Source organism: Desulfocurvus sp. (assembly GCF_023230885.1).
Lineage (GTDB): Bacteria > Desulfobacterota > Desulfovibrionia > Desulfovibrionales > Desulfovibrionaceae > Desulfocurvus.
Genome location: NZ_JALNWM010000079.1, coordinates 1 through 13,686, shown reverse-complemented (window position 1 = coordinate 13,686; position 13,686 = coordinate 1). Strand labels below are relative to the sequence as shown.

14 protein-coding genes are annotated in these 13,686 nt (G+C 67.4%); 1 reads left to right on the top strand and 13 read right to left on the bottom strand.

The features are described 5' to 3' along the window. Window positions 1-827 precede the first annotated feature (827 nt). The 13 genes from M0P34_RS07385 to M0P34_RS07325 form a co-directional block, all read right to left on the bottom strand. Window positions 828-1,253, bottom strand: a complete 426-nt coding sequence (locus M0P34_RS07385; protein ID WP_291497963.1) for a F0F1 ATP synthase subunit epsilon — start codon at window positions 1,251-1,253, stop codon at window positions 828-830. 18 nt (window positions 1,254-1,271) lie between these two features. Next, window positions 1,272-2,681, bottom strand: coding sequence for a F0F1 ATP synthase subunit beta (gene atpD / locus M0P34_RS07380; protein WP_291497961.1), 1,410 nt, complete (start codon window positions 2,679-2,681; stop codon window positions 1,272-1,274). A gap of 16 nt (window positions 2,682-2,697) precedes the next feature. Then, window positions 2,698-3,582, bottom strand: coding sequence for a F0F1 ATP synthase subunit gamma (locus tag M0P34_RS07375; protein ID WP_291497959.1), 885 nt, complete (start codon window positions 3,580-3,582; stop codon window positions 2,698-2,700). Window positions 3,583-3,605: 23 nt separating this feature from the next. Beyond that, on the bottom strand, window positions 3,606-5,114 hold the full coding sequence (gene atpA, locus M0P34_RS07370; protein ID WP_291497957.1) for a F0F1 ATP synthase subunit alpha: 1,509 nt from the start codon (window positions 5,112-5,114) through the stop codon (window positions 3,606-3,608). A 3-nt stretch (window positions 5,115-5,117) separates the two neighbouring features. Beyond that, window positions 5,118-5,669 carry an ATP synthase F1 subunit delta gene (gene atpH / locus M0P34_RS07365; RefSeq protein WP_291497955.1) on the bottom strand — a complete coding sequence of 184 codons (552 nt, stop codon included), beginning with the start codon at window positions 5,667-5,669 and terminating at the stop codon, window positions 5,118-5,120. Continuing rightward, window positions 5,666-6,229 (bottom strand): F0F1 ATP synthase subunit B, encoded by a 564-nt coding sequence (gene atpF / locus M0P34_RS07360; protein ID WP_291497953.1) that lies wholly within the window; start codon window positions 6,227-6,229, stop codon window positions 5,666-5,668. The genes atpH and atpF overlap by 4 nt, the downstream gene beginning before the upstream one ends. A 79-nt stretch (window positions 6,230-6,308) precedes the next feature. Further along, window positions 6,309-6,725: an ATP synthase F0 subunit B gene (locus M0P34_RS07355; RefSeq protein ID WP_291497965.1), complete on the bottom strand. Its 417-nt coding sequence runs from the start codon at window positions 6,723-6,725 to the stop codon at window positions 6,309-6,311. A gap of 138 nt (window positions 6,726-6,863) precedes the next feature. After that, entirely contained in the window at window positions 6,864-7,307 is a 444-nt protein-coding gene (locus M0P34_RS07350) for a polymer-forming cytoskeletal protein (protein ID WP_291497951.1), read from the bottom strand. A 79-nt stretch (window positions 7,308-7,386) separates the two neighbouring features. Further along, a complete protein-coding gene (gene rodA / locus M0P34_RS07345; protein WP_291497949.1) occupies window positions 7,387-8,502 on the bottom strand; it encodes a rod shape-determining protein RodA in 1,116 nt (371 codons plus the stop codon). Further along, the gene (gene mrdA, locus M0P34_RS07340) at window positions 8,499-10,289 is read right to left on the bottom strand and encodes a penicillin-binding protein 2 (RefSeq protein WP_291497947.1); all 1,791 of its coding nucleotides are present in this window, start codon (window positions 10,287-10,289) and stop codon (window positions 8,499-8,501) included. The genes rodA and mrdA overlap by 4 nt, the downstream gene beginning before the upstream one ends. Further along, window positions 10,273-10,737 carry a hypothetical protein gene (locus tag M0P34_RS07335; protein ID WP_291497945.1) on the bottom strand — a complete coding sequence of 155 codons (465 nt, stop codon included), beginning with the start codon at window positions 10,735-10,737 and terminating at the stop codon, window positions 10,273-10,275. The genes mrdA and M0P34_RS07335 overlap by 17 nt, the downstream gene beginning before the upstream one ends. Before the next feature lie 9 nt (window positions 10,738-10,746). Beyond that, window positions 10,747-11,640 carry a rod shape-determining protein MreC gene (gene mreC / locus M0P34_RS07330; protein ID WP_291497942.1) on the bottom strand — a complete coding sequence of 298 codons (894 nt, stop codon included), beginning with the start codon at window positions 11,638-11,640 and terminating at the stop codon, window positions 10,747-10,749. A 1-nt stretch (window position 11,641) separates the two neighbouring features. Then, window positions 11,642-12,682 (bottom strand): rod shape-determining protein, encoded by a 1,041-nt coding sequence (locus tag M0P34_RS07325; protein ID WP_291497940.1) that lies wholly within the window; start codon window positions 12,680-12,682, stop codon window positions 11,642-11,644. A gap of 158 nt (window positions 12,683-12,840) precedes the next feature. Between M0P34_RS07325 and M0P34_RS07320 the strand changes: the two genes are divergently transcribed. After that, window positions 12,841-13,686 (top strand): TIGR01212 family radical SAM protein (locus tag M0P34_RS07320; RefSeq protein ID WP_291497938.1); only part of this gene is annotated, 846 nt, incomplete at its 3' end.

Below are 13,686 nucleotides of genomic sequence, written 5' to 3'. Positions count from 1 at the left end.
GGCTACTGTTCCCCCTGCTTCCGGTTGCACATACCAGGATCGCGGCGCGGGGAGGGTGGGGCGGTGTCAGGGGAAGCGGGGAGCGCAGGGGCACGGGCGATGCGGGGACGGGGGGACGATGGCGGCGGGGACGCGGGACGCGGAGCCCCGGGGGGCTAGTCCGGCGGCAAGCCTGCCAAGGGGTTGCGCCGGGGGGCGCGGGCATCGGGCGCAGACGGCGGGTTTGTGTCCGGTCGGGATGGTGCCCGGCCTGCTGGATATCTTGCCGTTTTCCGGGCGGCCTCGCTTCCCTCCGGCCCCCGGATCGGGCGGGGCGCGGCGGCGGATGGGCACCGGGCGGGCGCGTGGGGCCGGGACTCCGGTTCCCGGGGTTTCCGGTGCGGCGTCGGTGAGAGCCCCAGGCGTTCCTGGCGGGAGCGCGGCACGGAGGCGGGCGCCGCGTCGGCGCGGCGGCTGGCTGCGGCTTGTCATCCGGGCGGGGGCGGCCCGGGCGGCTGGATATCTTTTCGCTTCCCGGGCGGCCTCGTTTTTCTGAATCTCGGTTCGGGCGGCTCCAAGGGGGCGAAAGGGAGGGGCGAGGACTCGAACGGTCCTGTGGGGCATGGAAGAACGGGGCGGAATTCCGGAGAAGGGGCGTGCCCGGATGGCGGCGCGGGGGCGCTTCGGATGTTCGGAAGGGGACGGCAGTCCGGGCCAGGGAACGGGCCGGGGGACGCAACCCGGGGGTGCGGCCGCGGGCGGACCAGGCACCGCGCCGGGCCCGGGCGCAAAAAAGGCAGGCCGCCCGGGGGCGGCCTGCCGTGGGGTAGAGGCGATGCTGGGCGGGATTACATCTCGCAGGTCCCGGCATCCTTGGCGCGGCTGCGGCAGCTCACGCGGGCCATGGCGCGGGCCAGGGCCGCCTGGACGCGGGCGTGGTCGATGTTCTCCTGCTGTTTGGCCAGCCGCTGCTCGGCGCGTTCGCGGGCCTTGCGGGCGCGTTCCACGTCGATCTCGGTGGCCTTTTCGGCGACTTCGGCCAGGATGGTCACCTTGTCGTCGGAGACCTCGGCGAAGCCGCCGGCGACGAAGACGAAGTGCGTCCTGCCGCCGACCTTGTAGTAGAGGTTGCCCACCTGGAGGGCCGACAGGAACGGGATGTGGCCCGGCAGAATGCCGAACTCGCCCTCGTATCCCGGAGCGCCGACGTACTCCACAGGTTCGCTGAGCACGAGCCTGTCGGGGGTCACTATCTCAAGTTGCAGTTGGGCCATTGTGAGCCTCCCGGACGATTAAGCTGCGGACTTCTTGGCCTTTTCGATGGCCATGTCGATGTTGCCGACCATGTAGAAGTCGTTCTCAGCAAGGTCGTCGTGCTTGCCTTCGAGAATCTCGCGGAAGCCGCGGATGGTGTCCTCGAGGGTGACGTACTGGCCGGGGTGGCCGGTGAACACTTCCGCAACGTGGAAGGGCTGGGACAGGAAACGCTGGATGCGCCGCGCGCGGTGTACGATGAGCTTGTCCTCGTCGGAGAGCTCGTCCATGCCCAGGATGGCGATGATGTCCTGCAGGTCCTTGTACTTCTGGAGCACCTGCTGCACTTCGCGGGCGGTGTTGTAGTGGTCGGCGCCAAGGACGTTGGGGTCCAGGATGCGCGAGGTCGAGTCCAGCGGGTCCACCGCGGGGTAGATGCCCAGCTCGGCGATCTGGCGCGAGAGCACCAGGGTGCCGTCCAGGTGCGAGAAGGTGGTGGCCGGCGCGGGGTCGGTCAGGTCGTCCGCGGGGACGTACACGGCCTGGACGGACGTGATGGAGCCCTTGGTGGTGGAGGTGATGCGCTCCTGCAGGCCGCCGAGGTCGGTGCCCAGGGTGGGCTGGTAGCCCACCGCCGAGGGCATGCGGCCGAGCAGCGCCGACACTTCCGAACCCGCCTGGGTGAAGCGGAAGATGTTGTCGACGAAGAGCAGCACGTCCTGGCCTTCCTCGTCGCGGAAGTATTCCGCGCAGGTCAGGGCGGTCAGGGCCACGCGGGCGCGGGCTCCCGGAGGCTCGTTCATCTGGCCGTAGATGAGCGCGGCCTTCTCCAGAACGCCGGCGTCCTTCATCTCGTGGTAGAGGTCGTTGCCCTCGCGGGTGCGCTCACCCACGCCGGCGAACACGGAGATGCCGCCGTGCTGCTTGGCGATGTTGTTGATCATCTCCATGAGGATAACGGTCTTGCCCACGCCGGCGCCGCCGAACAGGCCCATCTTGCCGCCCTTGGGGAAGGGGATGAGCAGGTCCACGACCTTGATGCCGGTCTCAAGCAGTTCGATCTTGGTCGACTGCTCGGTGAACTCGGGGGCGGGGCGGTGGATGGGCAGCATCTTGTCGGAGTCGATGGGGCCCAGTTCGTCCACGGGGCGACCCACGACGTTCATGATCCGGCCCAGGGAGGCGGTACCGGCGGGCACCAGGATGGGCTTGCCGGTGTTGCGCACCTCCATGCCGCGCACCAGGCCCTCGGTGGCGTCCATGGCGATGCAGCGGCACAGGTTGTTGCCCAGGTGCTGCGCCACTTCGACCACCAGCTCGGGGGCGTCGGTGTTGTTCGGGTTGGAGATCTCGAGGGCGGTCAGAATGTTGGGCAGCTGACCGGCCGGGAACTCGACGTCCACGACGGCGCCGATGACCTGGACCAATTTGCCATTTTGAGCAGTCATTGATTTCTACCCCTTATTAGCCTTTCAGCGCCTCAGCGCCGCCGACTATGTCCATGAGTTCCGTGGTGATGGCCGCCTGGCGGGTCTTGTTGAAGACCAGGGTCAGGGCGCCGACCATGTCGTCACAGGCCTTGGTCGCGTTGTCCATGGCGCTCATGCGGGCCGCGTGCTCCGAGGCGGACGTGTCGAGCATGCCGCGGTAGAGCTGGACCTTGATGAAGCGCGGGAGCAACTCCGCGAGCAGACCCTCGACGCCGGGCTCGTATATGTACTCGCTGCTGGCGGCGGCCGGGGCGGTTTCCTCCTCGGCGGCATCCTTGGCGATGGGCAGGATGGGCAGGACGATGGGCTCCTGCTTGGCCATGCTCACGAACTCGCCGTACACCAGGGTCACCTCGTCGAGACCGCCCGCCAGGTAGGCGCGGATGACATCCATGCCCACCTCGTTGGCCAGGGTGAAGTCGAAGTTGTTCAACTCACCGACCTTCTGCATCACGATCTCGTAGGACTCCATCTTGCGGATGGCGTCGCGGCCCTTCTTGCCGACGCAGTAGAACTTGACTTCCTTGCCTTCGGCCTTCTTGGCGGCGGCCAGCCTCAGGGCGGCCTTGATCAGGTTGCCGTTGAAGCTGCCGCACAGGCCGCGGTCGGAAGTCACCAGGACAATGGCCGAGGTTTTGATTTCCTCGCGCACGGCCAGCAGGGGATGGGCATCCCCGTCGGCACGTCCGGCCAGATCGCCAAGCATTCCGTAGAACTTGTCCGCGTAGGGCCGGAACCGCTCGATGCGGCCCTGGGCGCTGCGCAGTTTCGCCGAGGCCACCATGTTCATGGCCTTGGTGATCTGCTTGGTCTTCTTGACGCCGACGATTTTTAACTGAACATCCTTCAGCGAAGGCATGGTTCATCCTCCTTCGCGGTTGGTTAGGCCTGGAAGGTCTTCTTGAACTCTTCGATGGCCGCCCGCAGGCGCGCCTCGACGTCCGCGTCGATCACGGCCTTTTCCTTGATGTCCTTGAGCACGTCGGCCTTGGCGTTGCGCATGAACTCGAAGAACTCGGCCTCGAAGCGGCGGACGTTCTCCAGGGCCACGTCGTCCATGTAGCCGCGGGTGGCGGCGAACATGGAGGCAACCTGCTCCTGCACGGGCTGGGGCTGGTACTGGGGCTGCTTGAGCAGCTCCACCAGGCGCGCGCCGCGGTCCAGCTTGGCCTTGGTGGCCTTGTCCAGGTCGGAGCCGAACTGGGCGAAGGCGGCCAGCTCGCGGTACTGGGCCATGTCCAGACGCATGGTGCCCGCGACCTGCTTCATGGCCTTGATCTGGGCGGCGCCGCCAACGCGCGAGACGGACAGGCCCACGTTGATGGCGGGGCGCACGCCGGCGTTGAACAGGTTGGGCTCCAGGTAGACCTGGCCGTCGGTGATGGAGATGACGTTGGTCGGGATGTACGCCGACACGTCGCCAGCCTGGGTCTCGATGATGGGCAGGGCGGTCAGGGAACCGGCGCCCAGGGAGTCGTTGACCTTGGCCGCGCGCTCCAGCAGGCGGGAGTGCAGGTAGAACACGTCGCCGGGGAAGGCCTCGCGTCCCGGAGGACGGCGCAGCAGCAGCGACATCTGGCGGTACGCGGTGGCCTGCTTGGACAGGTCGTCGTAGATGATCAGGGCGTGCTTGCCGTTGTCGCGGTAGAACTCGCCGATGGTCGCGCCGGTGTACGCCGAGATGAACTGGAGCGGCGCGGGCTCGGAGGCCGTGGCGGAAATGATGGTGGTGTATTCCATGGCGCCGTGCTTCTTGAGCACGTCGGCGACCAGGGCCACCGAGGCCTTCTTCTGGCCGATGGCGACGTAGATGCAGTGAACGTCGGAATCCTTCTGGGCCAGGATGGCGTCGATGCACACGGCGGTCTTGCCGGTCTGGCGGTCGCCGATGATCAGCTCGCGCTGGCCGCGGCCGATGGGCGTCATGGCGTCGATGGCCTTCAGGCCCGTGTACATGGGCTGGTGGACCGACTTACGCGCGATGATGCCGGGAGCCTTGAGCTCCACGGGGCGGACATCCTTGGACTCGATGGGCCCCAGGCCGTCGATGGGCTGGCCGAGGGGGTTGATGACGCGGCCCATGACCGCGTCGCCGACGGGCACGGAGAAGATCTTGCCGGTACGCTTGACCGGGTCGCCTTCCTTGATGCCGGTGTCGTCGCCCAGCAGGGCCACGCCGACGTTGTCCTCTTCGAGGTTGAGGGCCATGCCCATCAGGCCGCCGGGGAACTCCAGGAGCTCCATGGCCATGACGTTCTCGACGCCGTGGACGCGGGCGATGCCGTCACCGACGTAGAGCACCGTACCGGTCTCGGACATCTCCACCTTGGATTCGTAATTTTGGATCGAATCCTCAATGATTTTGCTAATTTCTTCAGCTTTGATCTGCATCGCCTACTCACCCCTTTTGATCTGTTCTTTCATTGCGTTCAGCTGAGCACGCAAGCTCGCGTCCAGGACCTTGTCCCCTACCTTGAGCACGACTCCGCCCAGAATGCCCGCGTCGGCGGAGAAATCGAGAACCAACTCCTTGCCCAGCTGGGCCGCGAGCTGCTTCTTCACGGCTTCCTGCCTGGCCTGCGGCAGATCCACGGCGGTGACCAGCTCGCCGCGCACCACACCCTTGGCCTGGTCGAGCAGCACCGAGTAGTACGCCTCGATTTCGGGCAGCCAGGCCAGGCGCTTCTTGTCGGCCAGCAGGAAGCAGAAGTTCTTGATGGTCTGGCAGGGGTTCAACTGGTCCAGGAGCCTGCCAGTGATGGCCTTTTTCTCCTCGACGCTGAAAATCGGGTTGCGGAACAACTTGAGCAGTTCCGCATCACCGGTCAGCACCTCGGCGAAAGCGGCCAAATCCTTGCCGTACGCCTCCAGCTCGGCCTCGCCGCGGCTCTGGCCGATGGCGAACAGTGCCTTGGCGTATCTGCGTGCAACGATGTCAGCCGTCAATTGAGCACCACCTTTGTTAAGGAGTCGTTGATGAGCTTGTCGTGGTCTTCGGCGGAGAGCCGACTGGCCAGGGCCTTCTCGGCGGCGGCGGCCACCAGGTCGGCAACCTCGGCGCGCACGTTCTTCAGGGCGGCCTTGCGCTCGTTGGCGGCGGTCAGGCGGGCCTGCTCCTTGATGCGCTCGGCGGCCTTGTGGGCGCTCTCGATGATGCCGGCCTTGAGGGCCTCGCCCTGGGCCACGCAGTCGGCGAGGATCTTCTCGCGCTCGGCGTCGATGTTCGCGATGCCGCGCTCGACCTCGGCCAGCTTCTGTTCGGCGTCCTTCTTGCGGGCCTCCAGATCGGAGAGCTGCGTCTCGATCTGCTTGCGCCGGCCGCCGAAAGCCTCGGCAATCTTCTTGCCGGCGAACTTGTAGATGATGCCGACGAAGATGATGAAGTTCACGACGCGCAGGGCGGTCGTGAGCGCGCTCTCGTGGGCCGCCCCTTCGGACGCCAGGGCGGCCGGGGCCAGAACCAGCACGAGGAGCGCTGCGGGGAAGAGACGTTTCAGGACTGTCAACGCGAAACCCTCCTTTCCAACCAGATGGTGAGCGAAAAAATCCGAAGGCGGCCCCGGGGTGGGCGCCGCCGTCGTCGCGTTAGCCAAGGACCTTGGCAATGGCCTTGTCCGCGAGGGCGTCGATGCGGCCCTGCAGGCCGGACTTGGCGGCCTGCACCTCGCCCTCCACGGCCGCGCGTTCGGCCTTGAGGGTCTCGGCGGCCTGCTGCCCGGCAACGGAGAGGATTTCCTTCTCCTGCTCGGCGCCCTGGGCCTTGAGGCTGGCGCGCTGCTCGGCGCCGGCCACGCGGGTCGCGTCCAGCGCCTTGCGGTAGTTGGCGAGCTTCGTCTCGGCCTGCTCGACGAATTTCTCGGTGTCGCCCAGCAGTCCGCCCATCACGGCCTTGCGCTTGCGGATGACCTCCCGGATGGGGGACACCAGCAGATAGTTCAAGACAAAGAGCGTGATGATGAAGTTCACGAACTGCACGAAGAAGGTGTAATTAAGATCAATCATGCTCACCCTCGCGGAGGTTGTGAATTATTGAGCAAAGTCAAACGGGCTTTAGCCGATTTCCACCCCCCTGTCAAAGTTTTTTTCCCTGCAGGGGGGTTGTGGACGGGTCGGCTCAGGAGCCTGTAAAAGCAGGGAAAATCAACGGAAAAGCCCGGTTTTCGGCGCGGGCTGCGTTGGCTTGTTACTGTTTTCACTATCGCCGGAGGCCGTTGCGGACGCGGCTCCCGGCAGGGGCGCCGACGCCTTCTTGGCGCCCTTGCCGCCCATGGTGATCTGGCCCTCCAGGACCGCGCCCTCCTCGATGACCAGCACCGGGGTGCTCAGGCTGCCGACCACGTTGGCGGTCTTGTGCAGGATGACCTTGTCCTTGGCCACGATCTCGCCCTGGAGCCTGCCGCTGATGATCAGCTGGCCCACGTTGACCGTGCCGTCGACGTTGGCGTCCTTGCCGATGACCAGCGTGCCCTGGGAGGCCACCTCGCCCTTGAACGTGCCGTCGATGCGCACCGAGCCCTGGAAGTCCAGCCGGCCCTGATAGGTGGTCCCGGTGCCGAGGAAGGCGTTGATCTCGTCGCGTGCCATGAGTTGCTCCTTTCGCGTCCGGGCCTGGGGGGCGGGCCGGGAGGCGTCTTGTCCGTGCGCGGGGTGGCCGGGCGCGCCGCTACGACCGCTTGAAGACGAAGCGGCGCATGGACACGTTGACGACCACGCCGATGAGGCACAGGTTCACGACCATCGCGCTGCCGCCGTAGCTGATGAAGGGCAGCGGAATGCCGACCACGGGCATCAGTCCGAGGACCATGCCCATGTTGATGAGTATCTGCCAGAAGAAATAAAAGAACACTCCGGCCGCAAGATAGCTGCCGAAACGGTCCTTGGCCACACTCGCCGTGACGAAGATTTGATACAGAAACAGGCTGAAAAGTGAAAGCAAAATTATGGCGCCGATGAACCCCCACTCCTCGCCGAACACGGCGATGGCGAAGTCGGTGTGCTTTTCGGGCAGGAAGCGCAGCTGGCTCTGGGTGCCCGCCAGGTAGCCCTTGCCCCAGATCTGCCCCGAGCCGATGGCGATCTGGGACTGGTTGATGTGGTAGCCCGAGCCCAGGGGGTCGGTGGAGGGGTCCAGGAAGGTCATGATGCGCCGCTTCTGGTAGTCGTGCAGGAAGAACCACGACAGGGGCAGGGCCAGCGGGCCGAGGATCAGCAGCGGGCGCAGGACGTTCTTGCGCAGCCCGCGGTAGAGGATCATGCCGCCAAGGAGCAGGAGCACCGACAGCCCGGAGCCCAGGTCGGGCTGGATGATGATCAGCCCCGCGGGCACAAGCCCCACCAGCAGGACGAGCAGCAGCTCGCCCCAGCCCATGGGCCGCGCCCCGCGCGAGAGCAGCTTGGCCCCGATGAGCAGGATGCTGATCTTGGCCACCTCGCTGGGCTGGAGGTTGAAGAAGCCCAGGTCCAGCCAGCGCTTGGCGCCGTAGATCGTCTTGCCGAACAGCGGCACGCACACGAGCAGCAGGACGGCCGCGACGAACAGCGGCCAGGCCAGGGTCTTCAGGTGGCGGTAATCCAGGAACAGGAAGGCCACCATGCCGCCCAGGCCGATGAGCCCCCAGATGAGCTGCTTCTTGTAGAAGGCGCCCACGGCCTGCCCGGTCTCGATGCGAAAGCCGCTGGCCGAGTACAGGTTGATCACGCCCACGGCGAACAGCAGCGCCACCAGCCCCAGCAGCGGCCAGTTGATGTGGTAGAGCATGCGTCTGTCGATGGGGCTCATCGCCTGGCCTCCCCGAAGAGATAGTCGTACACCGAGGCCAGGATGGGCCCGGCCACGGCGCCCCCGTGGCCGCCGTGCTCGACCATGCACACCGCCACATAGCGCCTGCCGTCCTTCTCGCCGAAGGAGGCCAGCCAGGCGTGGTCGCGCTCCTCGTAGGCCATTTCCTCGGTGGTTTCGCGTTTGTCGCCGTCCTTGAGCCGCAGCTTGATGACCTGGGCGGTGCCGGTCTTGCCGCCCATGACGGCGTCGCGGCGTTGCAGGCGCCGCGCGGTGCCCGATTTGACGGTCTCGACCATGGCGTCCACGATGAGCTTGCGCGTGGTTTCGCTCATGGGCAGGGCGCCCTGGGCCTCGGGCTCCTGGTCGGCCAGCAGCAGCGGCTTGTACAGGGTTCCGCCGTTGAGCAGGGCGGCCAGGAAGCGCGTGACCTGGAGCGGGGTCACCAGGTTGAAGCCCTGGCCGATGGCCATGTTGTAGTTGTCGCCGCCGACCCAGGGCTCGCCGAAGCGCCGCCGTTTCCAGTCCGGCGTGGGCACCAGCCCGCCTTTTTCGTGGGGCAGCTCGATGCCCGTGCGCTGGCCGAAGCCGCAGGCCGTGGCGAAGGGGGCCATCTTGTCCACCCGCAGCCGCTCGCCCAGGCTGTAGAAATACACGTCGCAGGACTGCACCTGGGCCTGCTGGTAGTTCACGGCGCCGTGGCCGTGCTTTTTCCAGCAGCGGAAGACGCGCTTGCCCAGCATGACCTGCCCGTTGCAGTAGACGGTCTCGCGCGGGTTGATGCCCGCCTCCAGCCCGGCGGCGCCCACCACCAGCTTGAACACCGAACCCGGCGGGAACATGCTCTGGATGACCCGGTTCTGCAACGGGTGGCGCGGGTGGTCGCGCAGCCCGGTCCACTGCTCGGTGGACAGCCCGGCCACGAACATGTTGGCGTCGAAGGAGGGCATGCTCACGAAGGCCAGGATGCGGCCGGTGTCGGGGTCCATGACCACCAGGGCCCCGGCGTGTCCGGCCATCTGCTCGGTGCAGCGCCGTTGCAGGTTCAGGTCGATGGACAGGCGGATGTCCTCGCCCGCCAGGGGCTCGCGCAGCACCATCTGGTTCAGCCGCCGCCCGGTGGCGTCCACCTCCACCTGGTTCAGGCCCTTGACCCCGCGCAGCCGGTTTTCGAGCACCAGCTCCAGCCCGCCCTTGCCCATGTTGTCGCCCAGGGCCAGCCCGGGGTCCTTTTCCAGCTCCTCCTCGTTGGCCTCGGCCACATAGCCGAGAACGTGGGCCAGCAGGTCGTCCTGCGGGTAGCGCCGCTTGGGGCGGACCACGATCTCCAGCCCCGGCCAGAACAGGGTGTTGGCCTCGATGTGCGCCAGAAGCTCGAAGGACAGGTCGGGCACGAGGATCAGGTGCTCGAAGGGCTTGACCCGGCGGCGCCCCTTCTCGAAGCGCTCGCGCAGCTCGGTCTCGGGGATGCCCGTCCACCGGGCGACCTGGGCCAGGGTGGCGTCCAGGTCGCGCACGTCCTCGCGCACCAGTCCCAGGGCGTAGGCCGGTTCGTTCACGGCCACCAGCTCGCCGTTCCTGTCGCGCACAAGGCCGCGCGGGGCGAAGGAGGATTCCTGGCGCAGCTGGTTGTCGCGGGCCTTGGCCGCGAAGTGTTCGCCCTTGTAGACCTGGAGGTACCAAAAGCGCAGGGCGAAGATGCAGAACAGGCCCCAGATGCAGGCCTGGAGCAGGACGAGGCCCGTTGCCGGCGGGGCCTGCCCTTCGGGCTCAAACTGCGACGACATTGCGCACCTGCCGCACATAGAGCGTGTACAGCGCCGCCCAGCCCAGGGGGAAGGCCACGGCCTGCTGCACGCTGTCCCAGGCCAGGCGCTGCGGGTCCAGGGCCAGGCCCTGGAGCACGGCCATGCCGCTCAGCAGCAGGAAGTGCCAGCCGCCCATGAACACGCCGATGAAGAACACGAAGAGCACGTTGCGCGACTCGAAAAGCCAGCGCCCGAGGACGAAGAAGACCACCAGGCCCGCGTACCACAGGATCATGGTCCCGAAGGGCGCGCTGCCCATGCCCTCCTGGAGCAGGATCCAGCACGGCAAAAGCCACAGGAGCTGGCGCAGCCTGCGCTCCTGGAGCAGGATCACCACCGCCGGGCCGAAGGCGTCCAGCCCCGGCAGGGCCCGCTGGATCCAGACCGCGGCCACGGTGTAGGCCAGCCACCACAGGAAGGCATGCACGGCCGCCCCCTACTGCGCCTCGGGCGCGGCGGCGTCCGGGCCCGGGGCGGGCGGCGCCGTGCCTGCGCCCTGCGCCTGGGCCGCCGCGGCCTCGGGCATGAGCAGCAGCACCTCCTCCAGATCGGGCAGGTTCACCAGCGGCTCGGCCAGCACGGTCAGGAACAGGGAGATGTCCGAGCGCTCCACGGCCACCACCCGGGCCACGGGCAGGCCCTTGGGGTGGATCTGGGCCAGCCCGGAGGTGATCAGGATCTCGCCCACGTCCACCGGGGCGTTGAGCGGCACATAGCGGACCTCCAGCGGCCTGCCGGGCCCAAGGCCCGTGAGCACGCCGGAGGTGCGGTGGGTGCGGCCCAGCACGGGCACCTTGCTGTTGCGGTCGGTGATGAGCAGCACGGTGGAGACGCTCAGGCCCGAGCGCAGCACGCGGCCCACCAGCCCGTCGGGCGTGGCCACCGGGGTGTTCACCTCGGCGCCGCCCAGGGTGCCCTTGTCGATGGTCACGCTGTCGAGCACGGCGTTGGGGCCCATGCGGTGGGCCACGACCCGCGCGCCGACGCCGTCCCAGTCCTGCGGGGGCGCGAAGGACAAAAGCCGCCGCAGGCGTTCGACCTCGGCGGCTTGTTCGCGGGTTTGCGCCAGCTCCAGGGTCATTTCGTCCAGGTGCGCGCGCAGGGCGTCGTTCTCCCGGCGCAGGTCCAGGAGATAGATGTAGCGCTTCCACAGCGCGACGCTTTGATCCGCGACCCACTGGCCGGGTTTGATCACCAGCCCGACGAACTCCAGGCCGGAACGGCTGGCCATGTCGTCCAGAACGCCCGTGCGGGCGTTCCACGCGTACAGGCTGAGATAGAGGAACAGCGCGAGGAGGAGGATGGCGACAATGCCCTTTTTGGAGCGCATCCTAGTCTATGGTGACCTCCTTGAGCACGTCCAGGTTGTCCAGGGCCTTGCCGGACCCGAGGACCACCGTGGACAGGGGGTCGTCGACAACGGTGATGGGCAGGCCGGTCTCCTCGCGCAGCAGCTGGTCCAGCCCCTTGAGCAGGGCGCCGCCGCCGGTGAGCACGATGCCCCGGTCCACGATGTCCGCGGCCAGCTCGGGCGGGGTTTGCTCCAGGGCGATGCGGCAGGCCTGGACGATGGCGTCCACCTGCTCGGAAATGGCCTTGCGCACCTCCTCGGAGGTGATGGTGATGTTCTGCGGGATGCCCGACACCAGGTCGCGGCCCTTGACGGACATCTCGATCTCGTTTTCCGAGGGGTAGGCGCTGCCGGCCTGGATCTTGATGGACTCGGCCGTGGATTCGCCGATGAGCATGTTGTACTTGCGCTTGACGTGCTGCATGATGGCTTCGTCCATCTTGTCGCCGCCAACGCGCACGGACTTGGAGTACACCACGCCCGACAGCGAGATGACCGCCACCTCGGTGGTGCCGCCGCCGATGTCCACCACCATGTTGGAGGTCGGCTCGGTGATGGGCAGGTTGGCGCCGATGGCCGCGGCCATGGGCTCCTCGATGAGGTAGACCTCGCGCGCGCCCGCGCTCTCGGCGCTTTCCTTCACGGCGCGTTTCTCCACCTGGGTGATGCCCGTGGGCACGCAGATGATGATCCGCGGGCGGACCAGGCGGCGCGAGTTGTGGACCTTCATGATGAAATACTTGAGCATCTCCTGGGTCACGTCGAAGTCGGCGATGACGCCGTCCTTCATGGGCCGGATGGCCATGATGTTGGCGGGCGTGCGCCCGAGCATCTGTTTGGCCTCGTTGCCCACGGCCAGGACCTTGCGGCCGCCGCGGTTGTCCTGCTTGACGGCGACGACGCTGGGCTCGCGCAGCACGATGCCCTGGCCCTTGACGTAGACGCAGGTGTTGGCCGTCCCCAGGTCTATGGCGAGGTCGTTGGAAAAGAATCCAAGAACCGTGTCGATAATTCTGGACATGGATGCTCTCTTGGGTCAACCCGGTGGTGCGGCGCGGAGGGGGAAAATCTGGCCCTGCGAATCGGATCCGGTGCGCCGCCGTTCAAAGGGCTTGATATACAAACCCCTTCCATCAAGCAAGGTTTCGCAGGAATTTCCTAAAACCCCCGTGAAATCAGGTGCTCAGGTACTACGCTCTTTCCGCCTATTTTCGCCAGCTTTTCGGCTGCCGGGTGGGCAAGGTCCCGTTGGACGCAGGATTCTCCTGCCCCAACCGTGACGGCACCCTGTCCGCCGGGGGCTGTTCGTTCTGCAACGAACGCGGCTCGGGCACCGGCCGCCACGGCGCCGGAGCCGGGCTGCGGGCCCAGTGGGACGCCTGGCTGGCGCGCCCTTCCCGCCGTCGCCCCCGGCTCTTCCTGGGCTACCTGCAAGCGTACACCAACACCCACGGCCCGGCCGCGCGCGTGCGCGCCGTCCTGGAGGAGGCCGCGGCCCTGCCCGGGCTGGCGGGCCTGTGCGTGGGCACCCGGCCCGACTGCCTGGACGACGAGAAGGCACGCATCCTGGCCGGGCTGCCCGTGGCCGAACTGTGGCTCGACATGGGCCTGCAATCCGCGCGCGACGCCACCCTGGCGCGCGTGAACCGGGGGCACACCGTGGCCGATTTCGCCCGCGCGGCGGAGCTGTGCCAGCGCCACGGCATCAAGGTCTGCGCGCACCTTGTGGCCGGGCTGCCCGGCGAGGGGGCCGGGGCCCTGTCCGAGGGCGTGGCCTTCCTGAACGCCCTGCCCGTGGCCGGAATCAAGCTGCACAACCTGCTGGTCTGCCGGGGGGCGCCCCTGGCGGCGGACTGGCGGCGCGGGGCGCTGCGGCCCCTGGAGCGCGGGGAGTATGTGGACGCCGTGGTCCGCGCCCTGGCCGCGCTGCGGCCCGACGTGGTCGTCCACCGCCTGGCGGCGGACCCGGCCCCGGGCGAGCTGCTGGCCCCGGCCTGGGCCGCGCACAAGGCCGAGACCCTGGCC

Excerpts from the sequence above, each read along its gene's own strand:
- M0P34_RS07385 (WP_291497963.1), bottom strand. The coding sequence starts at position 1,253 with ATGGCCCAACTGCAACTTGAGATAGTGACCCCCGACAGGCTCGTGCTC.
- atpD (WP_291497961.1), bottom strand. The coding sequence starts at position 2,681 with ATGACTGCTCAAAATGGCAAATTGGTCCAGGTCATCGGCGCCGTCGTG.
- M0P34_RS07375 (WP_291497959.1), bottom strand. The coding sequence starts at position 3,582 with ATGCCTTCGCTGAAGGATGTTCAGTTAAAAATCGTCGGCGTCAAGAAG.
- atpA (WP_291497957.1), bottom strand. The coding sequence starts at position 5,114 with ATGCAGATCAAAGCTGAAGAAATTAGCAAAATCATTGAGGATTCGATC.
- M0P34_RS07355 (WP_291497965.1), bottom strand. The coding sequence starts at position 6,725 with ATGATTGATCTTAATTACACCTTCTTCGTGCAGTTCGTGAACTTCATC.
- M0P34_RS07350 (WP_291497951.1), bottom strand. The coding sequence starts at position 7,307 with ATGGCACGCGACGAGATCAACGCCTTCCTCGGCACCGGGACCACCTAT.
- rodA (WP_291497949.1), bottom strand. The coding sequence starts at position 8,502 with ATGAGCCCCATCGACAGACGCATGCTCTACCACATCAACTGGCCGCTG.
- mrdA (WP_291497947.1), bottom strand. The coding sequence starts at position 10,289 with ATGTCGTCGCAGTTTGAGCCCGAAGGGCAGGCCCCGCCGGCAACGGGC.
- mreC (WP_291497942.1), bottom strand. The coding sequence starts at position 11,640 with ATGCGCTCCAAAAAGGGCATTGTCGCCATCCTCCTCCTCGCGCTGTTC.
- M0P34_RS07325 (WP_291497940.1), bottom strand. The coding sequence starts at position 12,682 with ATGTCCAGAATTATCGACACGGTTCTTGGATTCTTTTCCAACGACCTC.